Below are 26,185 nucleotides of genomic sequence, written 5' to 3'. Positions count from 1 at the left end.
CTTTTTTATTGTTATGGCTAGCTCAGAGACGGGGCATGGCGCGCTCGATCAAGGTGCTCAGCGGTGCATTGGAATCGAGGCTGCCAAAGGCGAATCCACACTCGCTGCCCAGGCGTGCCCGGCAGAAGATGTCGGCAATCTCGTTGTTGCCTGACTTGAGCAACAGCCCGGCCTGGATCGCCAGCGCGGTACGCTCCACCACCAGACGGCTGCGGGCCTCGAGGTTGCCAATGTCCTGGAATGCGTTGTGCAGCCACTGCAGGTGGCTGTCGTACAGCGGGTGCAGGCCTGCGGCGCTCTGCAGTTCGGCAAACAAGGCTTCACTTATCGCCGGGTCTTTGTGCAACGAGCGCAGCACATCCAGGCATTGCACGTTACCGCTGCCTTCCCAGATGGAATTCAAAGGTGCCTGGCGATACAGACGCGGCAGGATGTTTTCTTCGACAAAGCCAATCCCGCCGAGACATTCCTGGGCCTCGTTGACGAACGCCGGAGTACGCTTGCAAATCCAGTACTTGCCGATGGCCGTGGCGATACGAGCGAAGGCCGCTTCCTGCGGATCGTTCGGCGAAGCATCCACGGCGCGGGCGATGCGCATCGTGAAGGCCACGGCAGCTTCACTTTCCAGCGCCAGATCGGCCAGCACGTTACGCATCAGCGGTTGTTCGATCAGCACATGGCCGAAGGCATGTCGTTGGCTGACGTGGTTCAGCGCCTGCACCAGGGCTTGGCGCATCAGTGCCGAAGAGGCGATCACGCAGTCCAGACGGGTCAGCGCGACCATCTCCAGAATGGTCGCCACCCCGCGACCTTCAGCACCGACCAGATAGGCCGTAGCGCCCTGGAACTCCACTTCGGAGGACGCATTGCTCCAGTCGCCCAGCTTGTCTTTGATGCGCTGGATGCGCACGGCATTGAGCGAGCCATCGGGCAGGATTCGCGGCATCAGAAAACAGCTCACGCGCCCATCGAGCTGGGCAAGTACCAGGTGCGCATCGCACATGGGGGCAGAGAAGAAGAACTTGTGACCGATCAGTTTGAAGCTGCCATCGGCCTGAGGGTGAGCCTGGGTGGTATTGCTGCGTACATCCGAGCCACCCTGTTTTTCGGTCATGCCCATGCCCATGGTGCAGGCGCGTTTTTGCTCGACGGGCAGGGGACGTGGGTCGTAGTCCCGGGCGGTCAGTTTGGGTATCCAGATTTTTGCCAGCTCAGGGGTGTTCAACAGCGCCGGAATGGCGGCGTGGGTCATGGTCAGCGGGCAGCAGGTGCCTGCATCTGCCTGGCCATTGAGATACAACAAGGCCGCGCGCACCACATGGGCTCCGGGTTGCCCCAAGTGGTTCCACGAAAAACTGTGTACCTCGCCGCGCATCGCATTGAGCATCAGCTGGTGATAGGCGGGATGGAACTGCACTTCGTCAATGCGCCGGCCATAGCGATCGAAGGCGTGAAGCACGGGCTTGTTGCGATTGGCCAGCTCGCCCAGCTCCATTTGCTCGCCGCCACTCATGGCGCCATGGGCCGATAACTGTGCCTGTGCCCAGTCGCCGCCGTTCGCTCGCACCGCCTCGCGCAGTGGGACATCACTGTCCCAGGCGTTGTAAGCTGGCAACGGCTGCGGCTGATTGAAAACTTCGTGGGTTGAAAACGGGGTGGCGATCTTTGGCTGGGTTGCGGCAGACATGAGCGGGTTTCTCCGTGATAGGTTCGGAGGAAATTACACTCAATGTATTTTTTATGTCAATCACTGTAATTTACGATCATTCATCAGGTGCGTGCCGAATCGTGCCGGGAAGGGAGGACTGTTTCTTGTTGGAACCCGCTTCAGACGAGCTCGAAAACCCGACGCCAACGCCGCGTCAGTTGATCCTCAAATTGCTCCTGGTTGTCGAAGGTGGTGAGCTGGATGTCACCAGCGCCGTGCGCGCCTGCGCTTTGTTCGGTCTGTCTGCGAACAACACACGCGTTGCCCTTGCCCGGTTGCAGAGCGCCGAACTGATCGAAACTGTCGTGCGCGGCGCCTACCGTCTTGGCCAGGCCGGCAGAGCGCTGGGCGAAGAGATAGGCGCCTGGCGTCAGGCCGAAACGCGTCTGCGTGAGTGGGATGGCAGCTGGGTGGTGGCGCTTACGGCAGCCCTGGGCCGTAGCGATCGCAAAGCATTGCGTGCCCGAGAGCGCGCATTCGGATTGGTGGGCTTGCGCGAACTGGATGACGGATTGTTTATCCGCCCTGATAACCTGGTCGGCGGAGTGGCGCACACACGCGAACGTCTGCTGTCACTGGGCGTGGAAAACTCGACGGCGGTGTTCCAGGCGCAGCAGTTCGATCCGCAGCGAGACGCCCGGGCCCGTTTGCTGTGGGACGCCAGTGAGTTGCAGAAAACCTACAGCGACGGCCAACGCACGCTGCAGGCGTCGATGGCGCGCTTGGCCGGCATGCCGATTGAGGACGCTGCCCGTGAGGCGTATGTGCTGGGGGACCAGGCCATGCGCCAGATCGTGTTCGACCCGATGCTTCCTGAGCCTTTGGTGGACTCCGCGCACCGTCGTTCCTTCCGCGAGCTGGTCAAGCAGTATGACGATGTCGGCCACCAGATCTGGCGCGACTTTCTCGCCCAGGGTAAATGAAACCCAGACGAGAGTTTCGTTTGCCGGCTGCAGTGATGGCAGGTCGACAAACACGCTTTGGACGGTGTCTGTCCCTGGTTCGCTACTGTCGATCCAGGGTTTGTCACCTGGCCGTGACTCATGAGTTCGCCAAACTGTCCCACCATCAACAGCAATCGATAATGCCCCGAAAGCTTCGGCACCTGGCTCGGGTGGGCATTCATCGAAAGCGGCAAAAACAACTCCAACATGGCCATACAACATGCACCCGTTACGACAAAGCCTGCACAACGAACTGCACGCGCGCCCGTCACTGTATTTCGATGAGCCGGCCCATGTGTTTCATCTGGCCTTCCTCGACAGCGATCAGGCGTGCAATGCATTCCTCGAACAATGCTGCCCTGGCACCCTCGACCTGAATGCCGCCCAAGGCATTACCCAACTCGATGGCCATGCACTGAAATGGGAGCGCCATGCCGAGTTTTTCACCCTGACACTGGTGGTCACTTCATCCTCTGATGACTTGTCCTGGACCACGCTGCCCGAGGTGCTGGCGTCAAAGGTCGAAGTGCATTTGCCGGCCCTGATCAACTCGGTGCAGATTGTCGTGCGTGGTGAAACCGGCCTGGACCTGTCCCGGTACGGCTTCAAGGATCCGAGTGGTTCGTGCGTGGGCGGTGGCGATGCCATGGTCTGGAGTGATTTTCGCCTGAGCGAGGAGGGCAACAACCACATGTTGTTCGTCAACCGGCGCCTGAATGCCTACCGCCAGGGCCGGATGATACGCCGCCTGCTGGAAATCGAGACCTACAGGATGATGGCCTCGTTATCCTTGACCATGGCCAAAGACTTGAGCGCGCAGCTCGATGTTTTCGACAAGACCCTGGTCACCCTTTCCGAACGCAACGCCGACCCGCACGGCAGTAATGCGAAAGCCCTGCTGGCGGATATTTCCAACCTGTCTGCGCAAGTGGTGAGCAGCGCGGCGAAAACCCGGCACCGCTTCAGTGCCACGCAAGCCTATGCGCAATTGGTGTTCGAACGTCTGGGTGAGCTGCGGGAAAGTCACGTAGGTGATTGCCAACGCCTGGGCGTATTTATCGAGCGCCGCTTCAAACCTACCGTCAGGTACTGCACCGCCACCGAACAGCGCCTGGAGCACCTGGCCGAAAGCGTGGCCAACCTGGGCGATCTGTTACAGGCACGGGTTCAGGTGGAAATGGAGGAACAGAACTCGGAAATCCTGAAAAGCCTGAATGCCCGCGCCGATGCCCAGATCAAGATCCAGCGCGCAGTGGAGGGCTTGTCGATCATTGCCATTACCTACTACCTGCTCAGTTTGCTCAAGCTGGGTTACTCAGGGGTGCACCTGCTTGGATTTGGGGTGACCCCGCGAGAGGCCATGCTGGTCATGGCGCCGCTCGCGATTGGTATTCTTGCGTTGATCGTGCTGCGTATCAGGAAAGTCAAAGAGCATTGAGGTGATGGCCTGCGATGTCCATGAAGCGTTGGGCTTCTCGTTGCCAGAAAATCTGAGGCGATCGGTGCCTCTGTGCGGCCAATATCTTGAGGGCCTACATTGCCGCGCACTTAGCCAGGTCATTGCGAGGTCGCACAGGGTGAGGAGGGGGGATGAAATCATGAGCGTCTCACGCCCCCCCCAGATCACGACCCAATATTAAAGTGGACTATCCCAACCGCGTATTCCCATCAGTGCCATACATCTCCTTGCGTTCCTGATCGCTTGCGCAGGGGCGGATGGTAGGCATAGGCCGCTGGCCAGGGCTTGAGGATCTATCCCGAAGCGAGCAGAAAAACTGGTGTCGGGATTGACCGCTTCAGGATCGAGAGAAATCTTGGGAGCGGCTAAGGGATTCAAACGCGTTCGCACCGATGGCAGTGGATACGCACATGTGATTTAACAAGTGGGCGATGTCAGATGTTCATAAGTGGCTCGCGGGCCCGAGATTACAGACTCAATGTTCTCGGAATTAACTTGCCTGTTCATCGATCTATGTTCATAGCGCTAGTTTCCACGACATTCCTAGTCTCGCCTCCCCGAACTCTCACGGTTACAGCCTCCGCAATATCGTCGCCATCCTGGATCCTCAGTCCGTTACCCGCCGTATCCCTGCAGCCGCAGAGTCCAAAGGCACCCGGAAGGCTCGCTCCGTTAAGGTGTACAAAAACCCGCATTCCGGTGGTAGGTAGCTCGTTTATCGTGGTATCTCTGGCGAGCAGCTCCATAGAAGTAAGACTTCGCGAGACGTGTGGCAACCGCTTTAGGACGCTTACTGTTCGTCACGACATGCAGAAATCGGCCAAAACCTGCCCGTCACCAACACCTTCAATCGCCCATGAATTGAACTGCTCGATACCTGCAGCTACACAACCTGTAGCTGAGTGTCGGTGATGATTCCCGAGAAAACCGACTCTACCGGCCCAATAAGAACAACCGGCCCCACACCATCCCATTCAACCGTGACGGTTCCGCCATCACATTCCACTTCAACGGAGTGGTCCAGCAGGCCACGGCGTATTCCATTGACCACGGCACCACAGCAGCAGGAACCAGAACCCAGCGGAATACCACCCCAGCGCTCCCAAATACGCAGGCGAATGCGCGTTCGGTCGATGATCTGTACGAAATGCACGTTCGTCCGGAGGGGAAACAGGGGATCGGTTTCTATGGCCGGCCCGATTGTCGCCACATCGACCGCCGCCAGATCTTCCACAAAGTAGGTGCAGTGCGGATTTCCCATGTTGCAAGCGGCCGGGTCACCCGCCAGTGGCAGAGCAGCCGTAGCCAACTCGCGAGTCAGGGGGATGTCCAACCAACCGAAACGTGGTTCTCCCATGCTGACGGAAATGACACCAGTGGACATTCGTTCGCAAGTCAAAAGACCGCGGCTGGTTCGCAGCCCTATCGAAGTCGCGTTCGACTCGCGCATCAATCGGTCTGCGGCACCCCGGGTTGCGCTGCCACAGACATCCAGCGTAGAGCCGTCGGCATTCCAGAATTCCAGTCGCGCATCGGCATCGTCGCAATCAAGCACCACCGCCAGTTGATTAAACCCGATGCCCCGGTTGCGATCACCCATTCGACGAGCGAGCGCACTGGTCACCGGATTGGCCATCTTGCGAGCGTCAACAATGACGAAGTCATCGCCATTGGCGTGCATCTTGTGAAAAGGCAGGGGCATGAATAAGTCCTGGCGATGGGGAATGAGATGGATGATGTGTAATGGGATCGAGTTCTATTGGAAGCACTTTGTCAAGTTGGATGAGTCTAGCCTGATCAGCGCTTTTCCGAACTAGGTGCTCGATATCTTGAAGGGGCGCGAGCAACGATTGCCGGCCCACTGAGCGAGCGGCGGCTGTTGGCCGTTTACTGCCCGTTAACACAGGCAGCTTCTGGCCGATCGGTGCCTCTCGCGAGGGGCAGCAAACCCTTTACGGTCGTTCACTACTGGCAGTTACCAGCCATCGTCCATGACGACTGGCTCCCGTTGCGCGGACCACAGTGTGACCAGGGCGAGCAAGCTCAACAGCGGCCAGATATACGAATGCAATCGCACTGACTACAGCGTTGGAAAGGCGGGTGAGCCGGATCTTCATCATGCGCAAACCGGACAGGTTGGCGGGGCTGGAGGTGTTGTTCAACGTGCAATAGTCAAACGACTACCCGACCGTGCAGATTTTCACTGACCTGCAAATCCGCCTGATGAATCGGCTTGCGCCGATGCCTGAGCATCCCGCCCTGACGTTGATTCATCACCGCCGTCATCTCCGCCAGTATCGACAGCGCCACGTTCTCCGGAGCATCGCCCCCCAGGTCGAGGCCCATAGGGAAATGCAGGGCGCACGTGCCCTGACCGATCTCCGCAAGCAAGCGCTGCGTACGCTCCTTCGGACCGAGCTGGCCGAGGTAGGCGGGAGAGGTCTGCAACAGTTGCCCGAGCCAATGCCGGTCCTGGCGATAGCTGTGGGTCATCACGGTGACGGCGGCGCCATCGGTCAGGGGGCGCAGGTCGAACGGGTTGTCGAGGCTGGCAAAGATTACGGCATCGGCCTGGGGGAAGCGTTCGGGGCGGGCGAAGTGGCTGCGACTGTCGATGACACTGACATGCCAGTTCAGCAGTTTGGCCATGCGTACCAGCGGCTGCGCGTCGTGGCCGGCACCGAAGATTACCAGGCGCGGTGGCGGCGCGATGTATTCGAAGAACACTTCGACTTCGCCACGGGCGTCGGTGTAGAGGCGTATCGATGATTTTTTCTGCGCCAGTGTCTTGCGCAGATCGTGGCGAATCGCAATTTTCAGCGGTAGATTGCGCAGGGTTCCATCGGTGTCGGATAGCAGACGGTCTCCGACCCGCGCCGAGGCATTGCGAGACGTGCCAATCACCGTGGCCATGGCGGCCGGCTGTTGGCTGTCGCGCACTCGGCGCAACAGTTCGATAACGGGTGACGAGGATGTCGCGTGCAGGCGTTCGAGCAAGACGAACACCGTGCCGTTGCATCCCAAACCGAAGGTCAACGAGCTTTGCTCATCGTCTTCGTCCTCAGTGGCGCCCGTGCTGTAGCGGCGCACCACGGGTTCGCCGGAGTCGGTCAGCCACCAGGCTTTTTTCGCCAGGTCCTGCTCCAGGCAACCGCCGCTGACGGTGCCGATGGTGCGACCGTGCAGGGGAATGAGCATGCGCGCGCCGGATCGGCGATAGGCCGAGCCTTCGACCTTGACCACGGTGGCGAGGATGGTTTCTTCGCCGGCCTGGGCGGCGGAGTCGATGGCTTGTAGAAGATCATTGAGGCCAGACATGGCAGTAAATCCTGAGCATCATGGAGATCCCTGTGGAAGCGAGCTTGCTCACTCCCACAGGAGTAAAGGTGTGGCAGGACGGTCAGTCGTTCACACTCATCAACTGCCGGACCCCGTCCCACGCCTCGGCCCGCATCCGCTGCATATCCAGCCCCGGAATCACACCGTTATCGACCACCACCCGGCCACCGACCAGGCTGTACTTCACCCTGATCGGCTCGCCCGCTACCACGGGCGCCACGGCAATATCGTGGAAGCCGAAGTAGCGCGGATGGTCGAGGCCATAGATCACCAGGTCCGCCGCCTGACCGATCTCAAGTGTGCCGACCGCACCCAACCCCAACACCTGTGCGCCACCCGCCGTGCCCCAGTGAATGACATCTTCGGCGGTGGTGGCCGAGGCGCCTTGCTCCGCGCGGTGTATCAGCCACGCCGTGTTTACCTCGCCAACCATGCTCCCGGATTCGTTGGACGCCACACCGTCGACGCCGAGGGATATTGGCACCCCGGCCTCGAACATCTGCGGTACCGGCGCCACGCCGCTGCCGAGGCGCGCATTGCTCACCGGGCAGTGGGAAATACCGGTGCCGGTTTGTGCAAGCATGCGGATTTCACCCGGTTGCAGGTGCACCGCGTGGGCGAACCATACGTCCGGGCCGAGCCATTCGTGTTCGGCAACGAACTCCACCGGCAGGCAGTTGTATTTCTCGCGGCAGAAGTTGACGTAGTTCCGGGTTTCCGACAGGTGCGTGTGCAGGCGCAAGCCGAGGCCCCGGGCGGTGTGGGCCAGTTCCCGCAGCAGCGTCGGCGGCAGGGAAAAAGTCGGTGTGGTCGGCGCGACGACCACCCGGCGCAAGGCGTCCGGGGTGTCCTGGTGATAACGGGATTTCAGTCGTTCGATGTCACCGACCATCTGGTCCAGGGTTTCCGGTTGCAGCGCGGTTTTCGAGAACCCCGGATGCGCGCTGGCCGACTCCAGCGCTCCGCCCCGGCACAGCACGAAACGCAGGCCGAATTCCTCGGCCATGTCGAACAGCAGGTCACCGGTCTCGGTGGTGCCGTTGGCATGGTAGAGGTAATGGTGATCGGCGCAGGTGGTCACCCCCGACAATAGCAACTCGGCCATGCCCAGTTGTGCGGCGATCCGCGCCAGTTGCGGCGTGAAGCGGTTGAGGCGTGGGTAGGGTACGCTGGCCAGCCAGCCTTGCAGGTCCTGGTTCAAGCCTTCGGGGACGGCTTTAAGCAGGTTCTGGAACAGGTGATGATGGGTGTTGATCCAGCCCGGATACACCACCGAGTGGCGCGCATCGATCACCCGCTCGCCGGGTTGCGCTTCAAGGCCGGCGGCCATTTCGGCGATGCGCCCGTTGACGATGCGGATATCCACGGCGCCGGCCCGAGCCCGTGGGCCGCGCAGGCCGGTCATGACCGCCAGCGGGTTCTTGATCAGGATGTTTTGCAGTTGAGTCATGGTCGGCTCCAGTCAGAGGCTGTGGGTGGCGGATTTGCTGGCGGCGGCATCAGGCACGCTGACACCGTTGAGGGTGGCGTTGAGCAACACCGACACCAGGCAAGCGATGACCACGCTGCTGTGCAGGAAAGGCTGCGACCACTCGGGCAATTGCTTGAACAGGGCCGGGGCCAGCACCGGCACCAGGGCGGCGGCGATGGTGAAGCCGACGATCAGCACGTTGTAGCGATTGCGCTCGTAGTCGACCTTGGACAGGGTCTGGATCCCCGCCGCCGCGACCACGCCGAACATGGCGATCCCGGCACCGCCGAGGGCTGCGGTCGGCATCGAGGCGATGATCGCGCCGGCCTTGGGCACCAGCGCTACCGTGCACATCAGCAGGCCGCTGATGGCGACGACCCAGCGACTTCGCACGCCGGTGAGGATCACCAGCCCGACGTTCTCCATGAAGGCAATGAACGGAAATGCCGCAAACATCCCGGCGATGGTGCTGGCCAGGCCGTTGGCGCGCAGGCCGTTGATCACCTGTTTTTCTTCCACCGGTTTGTCGACGATGTCACCGATGGCCACGAACAGCCCCATGGACTCGACCATCTGCACGATCATCACCACCACCATGGTGGCGATAGGGATCAGGCTGAAGGTCGGCAGGCCGAAGTAGAACGGGTAGGGCACGGTGAGCCATGGCGACTCCTGCACGCTGTGAAAACTGCCCATACCCAGCCCGTAGGCCAGCGCCGCACCCACCAGCATGCCCACCAGTACCGCCATATTGCGCAGCATCGGGCTGCCGTAGCGGTTGACCAGCAGGATGCTGAGCAACACCACCGCCGCAACAGCCAGGTACGTCGGCGCGCCGAAGTCGCTGGCATGCCGTCCGCCGCCGACCCACTCATAGGCAATCGGAAACAGCTGCAAGCCGATCACGGTGACGATGCAGCCGGTGACCACCGGTGGAAAAAAGCGCCGCAGTCGCCCCACGAACGGCGCCATCAGCATGGTGAAAATCCCCGCGCCGATCACCGCGCCGCAGACCCCGGCGAAACCGACTTCCGGATTGCTGCCGATGGCGATCACCGGCCCCACGCTGCTAAACGCCACGCCCTGCAGGATCGGCAGGCGCACGCCGAATTTCCAGAAACCGACGGTTTGCAGCAGGGTGGCGATGCCGGAGCAGAACAGCGTGGTGCTGATCAGCACCACTGTGTCGGCCTGGGACATCTTCAAGGCGCTGGCGACAATCAACGGCACCGCGATGGCGCCGATGTACGAGACGGCCATGTGCTGCAGGCCGAGGGTAAGCATTTGCCGTACCGGCAGAATCCGGTCGACGGGGTGGATGGTGGGCGTTGCAGGGGTATTGGCTGACGACATGGGGAATCACCTCTTGCTGTTGTTATTCGGTAGAGAGGGGTATTCGTTCTGATGCCGACCGCAGGAGCACCATTGCTCCCACAGGTTTCCTGGTGTCCTGACTGTCTGGCACCCGTCATTCATGTGCCCGGAACCGCCATCCACCGGCTCCGATGCCTTTTTTCAGCTTGCCAGGCAGGCGGCAAAGCCCTGGTTCAGGGCTGCGCGGTCCAGGTCGCGGCCGATGAACACAATCTTGCTGCAGCGCGGTTCGTTGCCCCAGGACGTCGATGCACGGAATTCCACCAGGCTATGCACCCCTTGCAGGACATAGCGCTGGTCCTGATCGGCCACCGCGAGCACGCCTTTCATGCGGTACAGGTTGTTGGCCTGTTCTGTGCGCAGCTTTGTGATCCAGCGGTGGAAGTCGCCCAGGTTGACCGCGCCATCCACGGCGATGCCTACCGACGACACGCTTGGGTCGTGGTCATGATCCGGGCCGTCATGATCGTGATGATGTTCATCGGCGTGATGGTCGTGCCCGGCACCGATCTCCATGAGTTTTTGAGTGGACTCGAAGGCACCGATGCCGAGGATTTTCGACAAGTCGATCTCGGCGTAGCTGGAGGTCACCAGATCCGCCGTGGCGTTCAGGCCCCGGATCTTGGCGGTCAGGGACGCCACGTCGGCGGCGCTGACCAGATCGATCTTGTTGATGACGATGCGGTCGGCGCAGACGATCTGGTCCACCGCCTGGTTGTCTACACCATCGAGCTGCAGGTCTTCCAGATGCTGAGCGATGTGCTTGGCATCAACCATGGTGACGATGGCATCGAGTTCTACTTCATCGGCAATCGGATCGTTGATGAAAAAACTTTGTGCCACCGGATACGGGTCGGCCAGGCCGCTGGTTTCGATCAGGATATGGTCGAGCCGCACCGGGCGCGCCACCAGTTCGCGGACGATACGCACCAAGTCCTCGCGGACCTCGGCGGTGCAACACACGCAGCCGTTGACCATCTCATAGATTTCTTCGGTTTCGGAACTGAGCACCAGGTCGCCGTCGATGCCGACTTCGCCGAATTCGTTCTCGATCACGGCGATCTTGCGGCCGTGGTTTTCCCTGAGGATGTAGTTGAGCAGGGTGGTTTTACCGGCGCCGAGGAAGCCTGTGAGGATGGTCACCGGGATTTTGGTGTTTGGGGTCGGGGCGTTGAATGGAGTGTTCATGTGATGCTCCTTGATGACTGAATGGTCGGAGTGCTTTCAACTGTGGGAGCGAGCTTGCTCGCGATGGGGCCATATCAGCCGGCATTGATGCCGACTGACCCACCGCTACTGCGAGCAAGCTCGTTCCCAGATGTTTTGTACTTGGCTGGAGGCTTGTCGGGTTCTCCCCAGCGCAACGCGGTCCCGGCGTCGAGGCCGAACAGGTCGAGGATACGGCCGAGGCTGTGATCGACCATTTGCGCAAGGTCTTGCGGGCGGGCGTAAAAGGCCGGGACGGGCGGGGCGATGATCCCGCCCATCTCGGTGACGGCGGTCATGTTGCGCAGGTGGGCGAGGGTCAACGGGGTTTCCCGCGCCATCAGCACCAGGGTGCGACGCTCCTTGAGGGTGACGTCGGCTGCGCGACCGATCAGGCCCGATGAGGTGCCGGTGGCGATTTCCGCCAGGGTGCGCATGGAACAGGGCGCAACCACCATGCCCAGGCAGCGGAACGAACCGCTGGCGATCCCGGCGGCCACGTCATCGGTGCGGTGGTAATGGCTGGCCAGTGCGGTGACGTCGGCCAGTTTGTAGTCGGTTTCGTGGGCCATGGTCAGCAATGCGGCGCGGCTGATGACCAGGTGGCTTTCGATGTCCAGTTGGGCGAGCAATTGCAGCAGGCGCACGCCGTAGATGAAACCCGATGCACCGCTGATGCCGACCACCATGCGCTGGCGTTTCATGATTGCAGGCCTGCGAGCAGTTGGCGGGCACGCTCGACCACGTCCTGGTCCAACTGCGCCTTGATCCCGTCGAAGCCTGAACCGCGAGTGGCGTCCAGGCCCATGCGCGAGGTGGTGCCGTTGATGGAGGACGACGGGTCCAGCGGACTGCCGGGCAAGCCGTCGATGACGAAGATGTCCTGGTGCGGCTGGAAATGCGTGGCCAGCGCCCAGAGCACCTGGCTGTCGTCGCTGATGTCGATGTCGCTGTCCACCGCGATCACGGTTTTCAGGTACGGGTCCCAACCGAGCAGCGCGAGCATGATCTGCCGCGCTTCGCCGTCGCGGCTCTGGTCCAGGGCGACGTAGCAGTGAAAATGGGTGCCGGAATTGGGGTAGTGAACGGCGGTGACGGCCGGGAAGCGTGCCTTGAGTTTCTCGCTCATCTCCGCTTCCCGTGGCAGCCGCGCCAGGGTCAGGTGTTCGGCGTAGCGCCCGCCAACCACGTCCACCAGCCAGGCATCCTTGCGCCGCATCAGGGTGTCGACCCGCAGCACATTGTTGGTCGAGCGATCCGAGGAGTACCCGCTGAACTCACCGAACGGGCCTTCTTCGGCATAGGCTGTCGGATCAATGGCGCTTTCCAGGACAAACTCCGCAAAGGCCGGAACGCCGATGCCGTAGCGCGGGGTTTTCACCAGCTCCAGCGGCGCACCGAACAAACCGCCCGCCACCTCGCGCTCATCGCTGCCGAACGGCAAGCGTGCCGCCGCGGCGAGCATGAACAGCGGGTGTGCGCCGACCACCATGGCCACGCGTAATTCTTCGCCGCGCTCCCGGGCGGTTTGCAGCATGCGCCACAGGTGACCACGTGAGTGCAGGCTGGTGGCGAGGGTCTGTCGGGCATGGCGCATCGAGCGGTGATAGCTCATGTTGGCGATACCGGTGACCGGATCTTCGGCAATGATGATCGCGTTGGTGATATAGGGGCCGCGATCACTGTCGAAATGCTTGAGCATCGGCAGCAGTGCGAGGTCCACGGCTTCGCCCTCGAAGATTTCATCGAGCACCGGACCGGTTTCCACGTAGCGTGGGGCGATGGGGTTGTTGGCGCGTTTTTGGAACGTCTCGTGCAATTGCGCCGGGGCAACGCCGAACATCCGGGCGATGCGGGTGCGGGAGGCGAACAGGTTGGTGGCTACCGGCAAACCGAAGTTGCCGACTTTTTCGCAGATCAGCAGCGGATCGCGGCCCTGGGTGGCCAGGGTATCGACCAGGGCGGTGACGTCCTGGTCGGCTGAAAGGGACTGCCGGACGGTGAGCACATCGTCCGGGTATTGCCGGCGATAGGCGTCTAGAAAGTCGTGAAAATCCTGGGTATCGCCGAGCGTGGAGAGGGTCATGGTTTCACCTCATGAAAAGCAGTGCTGTGCGTACCTGTGGGAGCGGGCTTGCTCGCGAAAGCGGTGGATCAGTCACCATCGTTGTTGAATGACACTGCGCTTTCGCGAGCAAGCCCGCTCCCACAAGGGTTATGCGTGAACCTAGAGGTACGTCGTGGTCAGACGAATGTCCGCCTCGATCAGGTCCTTGGGCGGTGGCGTCGGTTCGATGCCGCACAACCGGGCGATGTTGTTGCCCAGGTAGTCCTCAAGGTGATCCTCATCGATGCCCAGGCCTTGCGGCGCCGGCGAGCACAACACTTCCAGTTCACGCAGCCACATACCCGGTTCGTTCGGTGGCGAATCGGTGCCGAATACGATCTTGTTGCGCGGCAGATCCTTGGCGAACTCGACGATCCGCGACTGGAAGCACCAGCCGGATTCGCAGTACACGTTCGGCGTGTCCATGGCCATCCAGAACGCTTCGAACGAGTAGTTGCCGCCAGTCTGGATACCGAAGTGACCGATGATGAAATTGACCATCGGGAACTCACGGATGATCGGGTAGAACATCGTCGGGATGGTATACGGACCGTCCCCGGTGTGGATCAGCACCACGATGTTGTACTTGGCGCAGACTTTCATCGCCGGACGCAGCCAGTCCAGCGCCCGGTCCGGACGATAGCCATGCATGTTGGCGTGCAGCTTGAGCATCTTGAAACCGTATTCCTTGATGTGGAATTCCAGCTCGGCCGCACCGTTTTCCGGGCCCCAGCGCGGATTGAAGTTGAAGTTGCCGATGAAGCGATCCGGGTACTTCACGCACAGTTCGGCGACATAGGACATGTAGTCGCGCACGCCCTCGCGCCCCCGGCGGTTGCCGTCGCGATAACCGGTGTTGCCCGGTGGCGGCTGGATGAAGCCCATGTCGATGCGGCGCGGCTTGCCGTTGATCATGTACGGGCCGTCCATCAGCTTGAGCATGCGCTCGCCGGTGAAGGGTTCGCCGGTGTGGCGCCAGGCCTCGTCGACCAGATTGGTGGGGTGCAGATGGGTATCGATAATCATCGGTTCAGCTCCTGGCCAGTTGAGTGGTGACGGGGCGCTTGAGCTGCGCCTCTGCTTCGGAAACGGAACGGGGCGGCGGGGTCGGTTCGAGGCCGATCATTCGTGCGGTGTTGTTGCCCAGGTACTCCTCCAGGGTGTCCTCGTCGAGGTTCAAACCCTGTGGCGGCTCGTGGCACAACACTTCGAGCAGACGCAGCCACATGCCCGGCTCATTCGGCGGGGTGTCGGTACCGAAGAGGATTTTGTGGGTCGGCAGGACCTTGGCGAACTCGACGATCCGCGATTGCAGGCACCAGCCCGATTCGCAGTAGACGTTGGGCAACTCCATCGCCCACTGCATCGGTTCGAACACGTAGACGCCACCAGTCTGTACGCCGAAGTGGGCCATGATGAAATCGACGTTGGGGAACTCCTTGATCATCGGCACCCATTCCGACGGGATGCTGTAGGGCCCGTCGCCGGTGTGCAGCTTGACCGGGATGCCCAGCTCGGCGCATTTCTCGAAGGCCGGGCGTACCCAGTCCAGGGCGCGGTCCGGACGGTAGGCGTGCATGTTGGCCTGCATCTGCACCATCTTGAAGCCGTGTTCCTTGACGTAGCGCTCGATCGCCTCGACGCCGTTTTCCACGCCGCAGCGCGGGTTGTAGACGAAGCAGCCGATGAAGCGGTCCGGGTAGGTCTGGACCATTTTCAGGGTGTAGGCCATGTAGGCGTCGATGGACTCGCGACCGGTCAGGTCGCCGTCGGTCCAGGTGTAGATGGTGTTGCCCTGGGGGGGCTGGATGAAGGCTTTGTCGATGCGGCGAGGTTTGCCGTTGACCATGTACGGGCCATCCATCATCTCCAGTAGACGCTCGCCGGTGAACGGGTCACCGTCATGCCTCCAGGCGAGGTCCACGAGATCCGTGGGATAGCAGCTGATATCGATGATCATTGAAGTCGATCTCCTGATAGCGGGGTAGGGAACCTTGCGGTTCACAGCAGCCACGTCCCGGGCAATCGGCCATTTCTATGCGCAAAGTCTCACGCATTCCCTCGCCTGGTCGCATCCGGCTCGGGACGCTGGCTGCTTGGGGGGAAGTATTGGAAGGGGGTGTCGGGTTCGTACAATATTAATTGGGCGAGGGGGTGATATGTGTTCGATATGAGGAGATGGGTGGTGGATGTACCGGCCTCTTCGCGAGCAAGCCCGCTCCCACATTCGATCGCGTTTCTCCACGTGGAATGCAGTCAAATGTGGGAGCGGGCTTGCTCGCGAAAACGTCAGAGCTGTGTACGCAAAGCCAACTGCTTGACCGCCTCAACCACCGGTGCCACCCGCTCGGCCTGCCCCGGTGGCCACACCGCGTACAGATTGTAATGCGCTGCAATCTGCGCATCGTTCAACGCCACCAGCCGACCGCTGCGCAACGCATCTGCCGCCAGCAAGCCACGCACCAGTCCCGCACCGACGCCGGCCTCGGCAGCGGCAATCAGGTTCGCCGCATTATCGAACATCACCCGCGCCGGAGGCTCGACGGGAGGCATGCCGGCCGCATCCAGCCACGGAATCCATGACCTTCGCGTATAGCCCAACAACGGCAACTCAAGGATCTGCGCGGGACTCAGCGGCAACTGCAAACCATGGCGCTCCAGCAGCTCAGGCGAAGCCACCGCCATCACCCGGTCCCCGCAAATCTGCGTCATCTCGCAGTCGTCCCAGTCGCCGTAACCGTAGCGCAGGGCCAGGTCCACCCGTTCGAATGCACTGCGATCCGAGCGCGGCATCGACAGCAGCACCACCTCATGATCGGGCAACAGATCCAGCAACTGCGGCAAGCGCGGGTTGAGCCAGCTCTGGGCCAACTCACTGTCGACATCCAGGGTCAGGCGTTGCGCTACGCTGCGGTTTTTCACCGAAGACAGCGCCCGATCGATCTGCGCCAAACCGTCGGACAACACACTGGCGAACAGTTGCCCGGCGTCGGTAAGGTTACTGCCACCGCCTTCGCGCACGAACAGCGGCTGGCCGATGAAGTCTTCAAGGGCGCGGATTTGCTGACTGATGGCGCTGTGGGTCAGGTCCAGTTTGCGTGCCGCGCTGGAGAAACTGCCGCTGCGCGCCGCCTGGATGAACGCACTCATGGACTGCACCGACGGGTATCGCTTGTACATGCTGTTAGTCCTACTTACACAGGATGGCAGAAATCGTCGCTGGCCCGATTTTCCCAAGGCTTCCAATAATCGGTCACCAGGCCTGCACAAAGACGGGCCGCTCTCTTGGAGCCTGACAATGATCGGATTCACGGTAAACGGCGAACGACGCGAGCTGGCAGAGACATCGCCCTCCATGCCCTTGTTATGGGTGTTGCGTGACCACTTGAAACTCACCGGCACCAAGTTCGGCTGCGGCATGGGCCTGTGCGGTGCCTGCACCGTACACCTGGACGGTGTCGCGGTGCGCTCCTGCCAGCTGCCGGTCGCCGCCGTGGCGGGGCACAGCATCACCACCATCGAAGGCTTGTCACCGACTGAGCAGCATCCGCTGCAACTGGCCTGGGTTGCCGAAGATGTGCCGCAATGCGGTTACTGTCAATCGGGGCAGATCATGTCCGCCGCCGCGTTGCTCAATACAGGTGCCGCGGTGACCGACGACTCGATCCGCAATGCCATGTCCGGCAACCTGTGCCGCTGCGGTACTTACGGGCGGATCACCAAAGCGATCAAGCGCGCGGCCAACGCGCCGAAGGAGGCGTGATGACGATCTCCCCGATGGATGTTTCGCGGCGTGTGTTTCTCAAGCAAAGCGCAACCGTAACCTGCAGTCTGGCCATTGCCTTTTACCTGCCTTCCAGCCTGGCCGCGACTGACCCGCAAGCCCCGGCAACCGCCGGTGAGTTCGAACCCAACGCTTGGGTGCGAATCCTGCCTGACGGCACGGTGAAACTGGTGGTGCACAAGCACGACTCCGGTACCGGGACGCACACGGCCTTGGCCGCCTGCGTGGCCGAGGAACTGGACGTCAACCCGATGACCGTACAGGTGATCTCGCCGGAAGACCCGTTCTTCGAAACCTACATTCATCCGGTCTGGAAAGTCTTCTCCACCGGCGGCAGCACCAGCGTCTCGCTGGAATACGACCGCCTGCGCATGGCCGGTGCCACGGCCCGGGCGTTGCTGATCGCGGCGGCTGCCAAACAGTGGAAAGTCAGCCCCGACAGCTGCAACACTGAAGAAGGCCGTGTGGTTCATGGGGCGAGCAAACGCAGCCTCGGCTACGGCGAACTGGTGGGCGTCGCCGCGCATCTGCCGGCCCCGGCCAAGGTTTCGCTCAAGGATCCGGCGCAGTTCAAGTACATCGGCAAGCTGCGGCACAAGCGCGATGCCCAGGCCAAGGTCTGCGGACGCTTCAAATACAGCATCGATGTAGTGCTGCCGGACATGCTGGTGGCGGTGATTCAGCGCGCTCCCGTACTGGGGGCGAGCGTTGTGTCGGTGGACAGCGCGGCTGCGTTGCAGGTGCCGGGCGTGCACAAGGTGATCAAGGTGCCGGGGCGTCCCGATGTGCTCGGCGGCAACGTCGAAGGCGTGGCGGTATTGGCGCGCAGCTACTGGGCCGCGCACCAGGGGCGCGAATTGCTCAAGGTTCAGTGGAGCGACTCGCCGCTGGCGGGTTTCGACAGTGATGAACTGGCCAAGGCCCAGGCTGCGGCGCTGGACGACAACGGCGCACAACGGGTGTCCGCGATGGCGGTGGGTGATGTGAACGCACAATGGCCGGGTGCCGCGAAGCTGCTCGAAGCCGATTACCGCATGCCCTACAAGGTGCAGAACCCTCTTGAGCCAATCTGCATCACCGCGCAGGTCAAGGACAACGCCATCACCTATTGGGGCGGGGTGCAGGTGCCGTCATCGGCGCTGGAAGCGGCGCAAGTCATATGCAAGTTCACCAAGGACAAAGTCACCATCAACGATCTGGTTTCCGGTGGCAGTTTCGGTGCGCGGGAGGCCAAATACTGGTTGTTCGAAGTGGCCTACCTGGCGCAGCAAGCCAGGGTGCCGGTGAAACTGATGAACAGCCGCGAAGACGAAATGCGCTCCTTGTTCATGCACCCGGCCACGCTGCACCGGGCCAAAGGTGCACTGGATGCGCAGGGCCGCTTGACCGCGATGCAGCTTGACGCGGTGTCGCCGGCCTCGCCGGAGCAGTGGGAGCCGGGCTATTTCGAGCGCCCCGACAAAATGGACTACAGCACCACGGAAGCCATCACCGCATGGGATTTCGCCTATCGTCCGGCCAACCTCGACCTGACCTGGGTCAGGCACGAAAGTCAGGTGCCCAGCGGCTGGTATCGCTCGGTGAGTTTCATTCCCAACGTGTTCGCCGTGGAAAGCTTCATGGATGAACTGGCCCATGCCGCCGGGCAAGACCCGCTGGCCTTCCGTCTGGCCAACATGCAGGACCGGCCACGGCATGTCGCTGTTTTGAAAAGCGCCGCCGAACGCGCCGGTTGGGGCCAGCCGCTGCCAGAGGGCACGGCGCTGGGAATCGCCACCCATCAGGGTTACACCAGCTTCATTGCGGTGGTCGCACGCCTGTCGAAGAAGGACGGCGCGATCAAGGTCGACAAACTTACCTGCGTGGTCGATTGCGGCCGGGCGGTGTCGCCCGGCGGCGTTGAAGAGCAGATCTACGGCGGCTTGATGTGGGGGCTCGGCCACGCGTTGTTCGACCGGATGGACATCAAACAGGGCAGGGTGGTGCAGAGCAACTTCCACGATTACCGGGTGACGCGCATGTCGGATATGCCGGCGGTGGACATCCTGCTGGTCGACGGCGATCCGGCCAAGCCCGGTGGCGTCGGCGAACTGGGCAGCCCGTCGGTGGCCCCGGCCATTGCCAATGCCTTGTTCAGCCTGACTGGGGTGCGCCAGCGCTCTACACCACTGAACCTGGGATAACGGGCATGGACTTGCGCTTGCTGAGGTACTTCATGGCCCTGGCCGAAGAGCTGCATTTCGGCCGGGCCGCCAACCGATTGCATATCTGCCAGCCACCCCTGAGCCAACAGATTCGTCTGTTGGAGGAGGAACTGGGCACGCCGTTGTTCGAACGCAGCCATCACCGGGTCGAATTGACCGCCGCCGGGCAGATGCTCAAGGAACAGGCGCCGCTGGTGTTCGAACAACTCAACCGCGCGCTGGACCTGACGCGCCAGACCGGCCGTGGCCAGTTGGGCGAACTGGAAATCGGCATGATCAGCTCGGTGATGGTCGGGGTGCTGCCACGGGCCTTGCACCTGTTTCGCGAGCGTTATCCGCAAGTGAACTGGCGTCTGCATGAGATGACCCCGGCAGCGCAGGTCAAGGCGCTCAAGGAAAAACGCATCGACGCCTGCGTGTTCCGGGTCGGCTATGACGACCCGCAGTTGCGCAATGAACTGCTGATCTACGAACCGATCCGGGTGGTCATGCCGGTCGATCATCCGTTGGCAAAGCGTGACACCCTGGCACCGTCGGATCTGGCTCAGGAGCCGTTCGTCGCCTTGGAATTGAAGCAATCGCGGTTCGCCGATTTTCTCTTCCAGTGCTGCATCCAGGCCGGGTTCACCCCGCAGATCCGCCAGCAGGTGATCGAGGTGCAAACCTTGCTCAGCCTGGTGCGGGCAGGTTTCGGCGTGGCGTTGCTGCCAGCCTCCATCGAGCAATTGGCGCCGGCGGGCCTGGTATTCCGGCGCCTGACCCCGGCGTTGCCGGAGGTGCCGCTGTACGTCACGTACCGTGCGGATGACGATTCGCCGGTGCTCAAGCTGTTTCTCGATACGTTGCGTGAGCTGGTGTTACAGGACGCTCGGTAACCGTTGTACCCGTAGGAGCTCGTTCACCCGCATTGTGCGGGCATCGACATCGGTAGCAAGAGACGGTTGCGCGCAGCCTGCATGGTAGCTGGCGGCAGGAACATCTTCATGCGCTTGAGCAAGAAGTGCGCTGCGCAACGCAGTAAATTTGCGAAATGGGTAAACACCATTTAGCGATTCGCAAGCACACGATGCTGGGCGCCTATACGGCCGAAAGTGAAGAGCCAACCCAAAAAGTTACAAAAGGGACAGGCTGTGTAGGGATTTCAGATATGTTATTTAACATAATATACATTATGCGTACTCAAAGGTATTCCACACAGAGCCTCTCCCAGGTACATTTCAACCTCTAGCCACATGTGAGGATCATCTAAAAAATATAAAAACGCATTTAAAAACTATAATCCTCAGCAAATCAACAAGATGGGCTACACCATATTCAGGGTTCGTTAATTTTCCCGGCGGTAGCTTAGCGCCCACTGATTCAGAGCTTCCATCGATTTCATTTGTTGTTTACCACTGGACGCGTCTAAATCAACTGTCTTCGATCCAACGGCAGACAATTGAGCGCCAACATTTAAAAATTAGACAGAGTCGCCAGTCGACATTTAAAAATTATAGTGGACTACAGGTCGCATAACGGCTCTAGCACGGCAGTTTCAGCGGTCACCCATCCACGCGGCGGCCTACGTAAATCCTGGACTTTCACCAAGGCTAGGAAGGCGCAGATTTTTACGTAGCACTAGACCTTAGTAGAAGAAAAATTTCAGCGGATAGCCGAGGTTTCACTTGCTGGTGAACTACTAATCGCCGAATGGCAAAGGCCTTCTGGAGTACGTGGTCAGGGCAATAAGGCAGATGTGGATATCGAGATTGAGGAGCGTCTGCGCGATCCCCTACTGCAATTGCTCAAATGTGATTTTTTTGGGGGGGGGGGAGGAAACGGGGCATGTATTAACCGGCCACCCGTGGTGCTGGGTAATCGATCCAAACGACGGCACAAGCGATTTTTTAAAAGGCGTCAAAGGCTCATCAATTTCTGTCGGCCTACTACGACATTCGATCCCAGTTCTAGGTGTGGTTTACGCGCCGATAACAGAAGACCGTGGTAAGGACTGCCTCGCTTGGGCTGAGGGTATGCCTTACCTATTGCGTAATGGCCAGCCGGTGGACGTAGATCTTAGCCAAAGAGATTTAAAGGTTGGAGCTTTGGTCATGGTCAGCGCAGCTGCAGTGACCATGACCAAAGCTAATTATTTTGGAGGGACACCAATCGCCTGTATGAAGTTACTTCATCGAAATTGGTCAGAGCTATCAAATTGTTGGCAAGAACTTTGAGTGTGGTTCTTGGGGGCGATGGTCAGCTAAATGCGGTCTGTTTGTAGAGTTTAGTTAAGATCATGACCATAACTCAACTAAACGTCTATTTAGTTGAGCTAAGTTTGGATAGATTTTAATCGCATTGAAGCATTGTGCAACAGCGAAAACCGCCCTCGCCCTTCTTATTCATTACTGAAATACCAAACGCCCGATGCGGTGCATCAGGCGTTTGGTTGTATCGGTGTAACTCTAAACAATTAGCGCAGTGGCAGGTCCTTGGTTTCTGGCATGCGCAAATAGACCACGGCACTGATGGCGCTGATCACCGTCAGGTAGATCCAGAACAAGTGCCCATAGCCCCATCCGGCCATCGCGGCCATAAGATACGGTGCGGTTCCGCCACACAGTGTCACTGATAATGCGTACGGCACGGCTATACCGGGGTGCTCTCGCTAAAAAATTGTCGGCATTGCGTAACCCTTGTAGCTATTCATCCTGATCACGCTCTCGTAAGAGCCAGCAGACGATGCCGAGCACCAGGGTGGCAAATCCTAGTGCGGCAATGGTGAGCGCAGGAGTAGCGGCAGAATCGAGAATAACGAACTTCCGGCTGAGCGCCAGCAAGGCGATCAACAGCACTGTGCGAACCTGAACGATGCTGTTGCGTCGTAGGGCCGGGCGTACAATCGAATGCTTAAACTCCAGGGCTATCAGCACGGTGAAGATTGAACCAAAGAGGGCCTGGAAAACATCGTGATCTAGAGGGTCAATCGCACCACCGATCACCAACGGCACAACCCTGCGACAGAGCTGCAGTAGCGCCATCAAAATCACAGACGCGATGATGAGACTGAGCGCAAGAACAACCAATTGTTCGAAACGTTCGTAAGCATTCATCAGCGCCCACTGAAGTCTGAAATTTTTCAGCGTCGAGTTGCGCTCACGCCCTTCAGAATCAGGTTTTGGCACGATAATCCTCCACACTTGCGTCTTCAGCCTGCCGGGCTCATCCAGGCATTTGAGGATCCAGTTCATCATTGCACGTCGTGATCAACAGGCCCGCTCCCAGGTTACGTGAGTGTGTTGAGGCTAAGTCCCAGTCTCCGCAACAGGTGCCAGATCATCTGGCTGGTCTGGAGGACTACCCTTTTCGGCGGTCTTTGGCGCATCCACCTCCACCTTATTGAAGACCACTTCGCTACGCTCCTTGTCGTAACCCAACTCAACGCTGTCGCCGGCTTGCAGCTTGTCAGCGAGCATTTCCTTCGCAAGCCGCGTTTCGACGGCCTGGCGAATCTGACGTTTCAACTCACGCGCGCCAAACTCAGGCTGATAACCAACATCCGCCAGGTGATCAATGAGTGAGTCATCAATTTTCACTGTGATGTTCTGTGCAGATGCGGTTCGAATGACCCGATCAAGCTGAATGCTCACAATCGATCGGATGTTGTCACGGGTAAGGGCATGGAACACGATGATGTCATCAATACGGTTCAGGAATTCGGGACGAAAATGCCCTTTCAAGACTCCCATTAATTCATCACGTAACGCTTTATCCGTAAGGCGTTCATCTTCAGGGCGCTCAAGATTCTCCATGATAATGGGAGAGCCCAGGTTGCTGGTGGCGATAATGATCGTATTGCTGAAGTCCACAACACGCCCCTTGCCGTCCGTGAGACGCCCATCGTCGAATACCTGCAGCAATACGTTGTTCACGTCGGGATGCGCCTTCTCGATCTCGTCGAGCAGAATCACACTGTAGGGCTTGCGGCGGACACGCTCTGTCAACTGCCCGCCTTCGTCGTATCCCACGTAACCGGGTGGCGCACCGATCAACCGGGCAACCGCATGACGCTCCATGTACTCCGACATATCAATACGAATGATCGATTGCTCGTCACCAAACACCGTTTCCGCCAACGCTTTGGCTAGTTCGGTTTTGCCGACGCCCGTAGGGCCAAGAAAGAGAAACGTGGCAATCGGTCTGTTGGCTTGGCCAAGGCCGGCTCGAGACAAACGAACGGCATCGCTGACCGCGCGAACAGCATCTTCCTGCCCGACCAGCCGATCACGCAATGTGTCTTCCATATTCAACAGCTTTTGACGCTCCTCCTGCGTAAGCTCGGTCACAGGAATCCCGGTGAGACGGGACAGTACCTCGGCAATCGACTCCAGGGTCACCTCAAGGGTTTCGGAGCCTGTCTTGCGCTCCCAGGCTTCTGTTTCCTCTCCCAGTTGCGCTTGTTTTTGACCAATGCGTTCTTCGAAGCCTTTGGATTCATCAAATCGTTTACGGGAGGATGCATAGTCCTGTTCACGTTTAAGTTGGGTGATTTCGGCTTCCAACTCCTGAATGCCAGCCGGCCTCGAGGAGGAACTGATTCGAACCCGGGCCGCTGCCTGATCGATCAGGTCAATGGCTTTATCCGGTAGATAGCGCGAGGTGATGTAACGATCCGACAGCTCTGCTGCCGCCACAAATGCTTCATCGGCGAATGTGACCTGATGGTGAGCCTCAAGCTTGTCGCGCAGCCCACGCAGGATAATGATGGTCTGTTCTACGGTGGGCTCGGATATCAACACAGGCTGAAAGCGTCGTTCAAGCGCTGCGTCTTTTTCGATGTGCTTTTGATATTCATTGAGTGTCGTCGCACCGATCAAACTAAGCTCCCCGCGCGCCAATGCGGGTTTCAATACGTTGGCAATATCCAGGCCGCCCTCCTCACCACCCTGCCCCGCGCCAACGATCGTGTGTAACTCATCGATGAACAGAATAAGCTCCGAGCTTTTTGCGGCGACTTCATCAAGCAGTTGCTTGGCTCGCTCCTCAAATTCACCACGATATTTGGAGCCCGCAACCATTGAGTTCAGATTGACTTCAACCAGCCGCCTGCCACGCAAGATCTCAGGGACATCGCCCTTTACTATTCGTTGTGCAAGCCCTTCAACGATGGCTGTTTTACCGACGCCAGGTTCGCCGATAAGAACCGGATTGTTCTTTCTGCGCCGCGCCAGCACCTCAATGGTATTTTCGATTTCCTGCGCGCGCCCCAGTACGGGATCGAGTTTGCCCTCACGAGCCAGTGAAGTCAGGTCGCGACCGAACTTGTCGAGTGTCGGTGTTCCCGTCGGGGTGTCGACTCGCCCATCCTCAGCCCCCTTACCCACTACCTTGACCACCTTCTGCCGCAGGGCTTCAGGCGTTACGCCGTATTTTTTGAGCAATGTCCCGGCAATACTGTCTGGTACAGAGGCAAGTCCGATCAACAGATGCTCCGGGCCAACGTACGAATGTCCTAAATCACGAGAGGCCTGGAACGCAGAATTGAACACTTTCTTCAACCGGGGCGAAATGCTCATCCGGTCCACCGGGGACTGGTCCTGCGCCGTGCCTTTCTGAGCATGTTGATCGATGTAGCCTTTGATCTCGTCCGCAGAAAGCTTCAGCTCCTTGAGCAACGCCGTACCCACATCGGTATCCGCCAGCACATACAACAAGTGCTCGGTATCGAGCTCGCTACGGTTGAGCTCATGGGCTTTTTCACCCGCGCGTTGCAGGATTTCCAGCGTCTGGGAACTGAATGCATCGGTTGCATCGACAGATTCTCGAGGCACTTGCGCAGAGAGCCTGAAGTCATCGCCCCCCTGATCCTTTGCTCCGCCCATGCTGTCGAAAAAGCGAGACACTCCCCCGCCCAGCAGAGAATCGAATGGATTCAACATGCTTTGATGGCGTAAGAGTTGACGGTAATCGTGGTCGCAAATGGACATTGTCCTGGCTTGGCCATTTTGCGATACGGTCACTCGCGCGACCGCTGGTCTCGCATTACATATTTCACAGAGAGTAGCCATGATGAGTTGTCTCCAAAGGTGGATAACACGAACTCATTCAGATGGATCTACTTCCCTGTAAACGATGCACAAGAAGCTGGGACATGAGATCCGCATTACGCTGAGCTTGATCAGGAAGACGATTATGTTGCCGGGAATGGCAGTCACGACAGACGATGCCATCCAATCAAGATAGTCGGATCTCATCAAAACACGCTATGGGCGACCCAGGATACCGACGAACGACGTCTGATAAATTCGTGCTCAAAAATACCGCCAGTCGTAAACCACCAACTCATCAGCAATTGAGGCTAGGGAATCACCAGTGATCGAGCAACGCTTTGATGTCGGGATTCGCGGGGGCGAATCGATCAGCAATGAGAGGATCGGGCGATTACGGTGAAGGCGGATGGGCAACAGAATTAGCGCGAGGCCTTGCTGTGGAAACCGAAAATGCGTTCAGCGACTACGGCAAGCGACAACAGCGACTATAGTCATTGGTGAGCCAGAGCGAATCCTGCCGTTGCGCTACCCACATGGCCCTCAATCCAAATACCGCGAAA

At 59.6% G+C, this 26,185-nt stretch carries 20 protein-coding genes and 1 pseudogene; 7 read left to right on the top strand and 14 right to left on the bottom strand.

Going from position 1 to position 26,185, the window contains the following annotated elements; translation table 11 throughout:
• Positions 1–22: 22 nt before the first annotated feature.
• Positions 23–1,687, bottom strand: coding sequence for an isovaleryl-CoA dehydrogenase (locus ACEN83_RS15220; protein WP_495580806.1), 1,665 nt, complete (start codon positions 1,685–1,687; stop codon positions 23–25).
• Positions 1,688–1,815: 128 nt separating this feature from the next.
• Between ACEN83_RS15220 and ACEN83_RS15215 the strand changes: the two genes are divergently transcribed.
• From ACEN83_RS15215 to ACEN83_RS15205, 3 genes and pseudogenes are all read left to right on the top strand, one after another.
• Positions 1,816–2,631: a PaaX family transcriptional regulator C-terminal domain-containing protein gene (locus ACEN83_RS15215; protein ID WP_495580805.1), complete on the top strand. Its 816-nt coding sequence runs from the start codon at positions 1,816–1,818 to the stop codon at positions 2,629–2,631.
• A 241-nt stretch (positions 2,632–2,872) separates the two neighbouring features.
• Entirely contained in the window at positions 2,873–4,090 is a 1,218-nt protein-coding gene (locus ACEN83_RS15210; RefSeq protein ID WP_495580804.1) for a DUF3422 domain-containing protein, read from the top strand.
• A gap of 587 nt (positions 4,091–4,677) precedes the next feature.
• Positions 4,678–4,812, top strand: a pseudogene (locus ACEN83_RS15205) (transcriptional regulator); the annotation flags it as partial.
• A 182-nt stretch (positions 4,813–4,994) separates the two neighbouring features.
• Here the strand turns inward: ACEN83_RS15205 and dapF are convergent.
• The 10 genes from dapF to ACEN83_RS15155 form a co-directional block, all read right to left on the bottom strand.
• Positions 4,995–5,813, bottom strand: a complete 819-nt coding sequence (gene dapF, locus ACEN83_RS15200; RefSeq protein WP_218473751.1) for a diaminopimelate epimerase — start codon at positions 5,811–5,813, stop codon at positions 4,995–4,997.
• A gap of 470 nt (positions 5,814–6,283) precedes the next feature.
• Positions 6,284–7,429 carry an XdhC family protein gene (locus ACEN83_RS15195; RefSeq protein ID WP_218473749.1) on the bottom strand — a complete coding sequence of 382 codons (1,146 nt, stop codon included), beginning with the start codon at positions 7,427–7,429 and terminating at the stop codon, positions 6,284–6,286.
• 82 nt (positions 7,430–7,511) lie between these two features.
• Entirely contained in the window at positions 7,512–8,900 is a 1,389-nt protein-coding gene (locus tag ACEN83_RS15190) for an amidohydrolase family protein (protein ID WP_495580803.1), read from the bottom strand.
• A gap of 12 nt (positions 8,901–8,912) precedes the next feature.
• Positions 8,913–10,274, bottom strand: coding sequence for a nucleobase:cation symporter-2 family protein (locus tag ACEN83_RS15185; protein ID WP_495580802.1), 1,362 nt, complete (start codon positions 10,272–10,274; stop codon positions 8,913–8,915).
• A gap of 162 nt (positions 10,275–10,436) precedes the next feature.
• On the bottom strand, positions 10,437–11,483 hold the full coding sequence (locus ACEN83_RS15180) for a CobW family GTP-binding protein (protein WP_495580801.1): 1,047 nt from the start codon (positions 11,481–11,483) through the stop codon (positions 10,437–10,439).
• 74 nt (positions 11,484–11,557) lie between these two features.
• Entirely contained in the window at positions 11,558–12,205 is a 648-nt protein-coding gene (locus ACEN83_RS15175) for a UbiX family flavin prenyltransferase (protein ID WP_495580800.1), read from the bottom strand.
• A complete protein-coding gene (locus ACEN83_RS15170; RefSeq protein WP_495580799.1) occupies positions 12,202–13,587 on the bottom strand; it encodes a UbiD family decarboxylase in 1,386 nt (461 codons plus the stop codon). Before ACEN83_RS15170 ends, ACEN83_RS15175 begins: the two co-directional genes overlap by 4 nt.
• A gap of 141 nt (positions 13,588–13,728) precedes the next feature.
• On the bottom strand, positions 13,729–14,634 hold the full coding sequence (locus ACEN83_RS15165) for an amidohydrolase family protein (protein WP_053158646.1): 906 nt from the start codon (positions 14,632–14,634) through the stop codon (positions 13,729–13,731).
• Positions 14,635–14,638: 4 nt separating this feature from the next.
• Positions 14,639–15,568, bottom strand: a complete 930-nt coding sequence (locus ACEN83_RS15160) for an amidohydrolase family protein (RefSeq protein ID WP_090183042.1) — start codon at positions 15,566–15,568, stop codon at positions 14,639–14,641.
• 329 nt (positions 15,569–15,897) lie between these two features.
• Positions 15,898–16,788 carry a LysR substrate-binding domain-containing protein gene (locus ACEN83_RS15155; protein ID WP_495580798.1) on the bottom strand — a complete coding sequence of 297 codons (891 nt, stop codon included), beginning with the start codon at positions 16,786–16,788 and terminating at the stop codon, positions 15,898–15,900.
• Between the two features lie 118 nt (positions 16,789–16,906).
• Here ACEN83_RS15155 and ACEN83_RS15150 point away from each other — a divergent pair, with 118 nt between their 5' ends.
• The 4 genes from ACEN83_RS15150 (at position 16,907) to ACEN83_RS15135 (ending at position 21,809) form a co-directional block, all read left to right on the top strand.
• The gene (locus ACEN83_RS15150) at positions 16,907–17,371 is read left to right on the top strand and encodes a (2Fe-2S)-binding protein (protein WP_495580797.1); all 465 of its coding nucleotides are present in this window, start codon (positions 16,907–16,909) and stop codon (positions 17,369–17,371) included.
• A complete protein-coding gene (locus ACEN83_RS15145) occupies positions 17,371–19,575 on the top strand; it encodes a xanthine dehydrogenase family protein molybdopterin-binding subunit (protein WP_495580796.1) in 2,205 nt (734 codons plus the stop codon). Before ACEN83_RS15150 ends, ACEN83_RS15145 begins: the two co-directional genes overlap by 1 nt.
• A gap of 5 nt (positions 19,576–19,580) precedes the next feature.
• Entirely contained in the window at positions 19,581–20,471 is an 891-nt protein-coding gene (locus tag ACEN83_RS15140) for a LysR substrate-binding domain-containing protein (protein WP_495580795.1), read from the top strand.
• 858 nt (positions 20,472–21,329) lie between these two features.
• The gene (locus ACEN83_RS15135; protein ID WP_495580794.1) at positions 21,330–21,809 is read left to right on the top strand and encodes an inositol monophosphatase family protein; all 480 of its coding nucleotides are present in this window, start codon (positions 21,330–21,332) and stop codon (positions 21,807–21,809) included.
• Positions 21,810–22,048: 239 nt separating this feature from the next.
• On the opposite strand, the gene ACEN83_RS15130 is transcribed toward ACEN83_RS15135, so the two are convergent.
• The 3 genes from ACEN83_RS15130 to ACEN83_RS15120 form a co-directional block, all read right to left on the bottom strand.
• Positions 22,049–22,171 carry a hypothetical protein gene (locus ACEN83_RS15130; protein ID WP_256589849.1) on the bottom strand — a complete coding sequence of 41 codons (123 nt, stop codon included), beginning with the start codon at positions 22,169–22,171 and terminating at the stop codon, positions 22,049–22,051.
• 106 nt (positions 22,172–22,277) lie between these two features.
• A complete protein-coding gene (locus ACEN83_RS15125; protein ID WP_165824744.1) occupies positions 22,278–22,688 on the bottom strand; it encodes a phosphate-starvation-inducible PsiE family protein in 411 nt (136 codons plus the stop codon).
• A 192-nt stretch (positions 22,689–22,880) separates the two neighbouring features.
• Complete coding sequence (locus ACEN83_RS15120) at positions 22,881–25,646, bottom strand: ATP-dependent Clp protease ATP-binding subunit (RefSeq protein WP_409077326.1); 2,766 nt, start codon at positions 25,644–25,646, stop codon at positions 22,881–22,883.
• Between the last annotated feature and the right edge of the window lie 539 nt (positions 25,647–26,185).

Source organism: Pseudomonas sp. Pseusp49, from assembly GCF_059491875.1.
Note: the sequence above shows the minus strand (reverse complement) of the source record. Positions and strands in the feature narration are given on the sequence as shown.